The 228-nt window shown below is 59.6% G+C and carries 1 protein-coding gene; it reads right to left on the bottom strand.

Going from position 1 to position 228, the window contains the following annotated elements; translation table 11 throughout:
* Positions 1-42 precede the first annotated feature (42 nt).
* Positions 43-228 (bottom strand): hypothetical protein (locus J5M58_RS27745; RefSeq protein ID WP_207880763.1); only part of this gene is annotated, 186 nt, incomplete at its 5' end.

Consider the following 228-nt stretch of genomic DNA (forward strand, 5'->3'; position numbering starts at 1 on the left):
CGGCGCCGGCCCGGGGGCGCGGCAAGTGGTTCAGGGCGTCGATCACGGTTGTAGCCTCTCTTTCTTGTATTTGGCTTGGAATGGGGGCGCTTTGCGCCCCAATCGCCGGCAAGCCAGCTCCCACAGGTACAGTGTTGTTCTTGAGAGCAGTGCCATCCCAGCAAGAGCTGGTTCTGTCAGAAGAGCCATGCCCTTTAGAGCTGGCTCTATCAGGAGAGCAATGCCCTT

The organism is Pseudomonas sp. 32_A (assembly GCF_017490905.1).
Lineage (GTDB): Bacteria > Pseudomonadota > Gammaproteobacteria > Pseudomonadales > Pseudomonadaceae > Aquipseudomonas > Aquipseudomonas inefficax.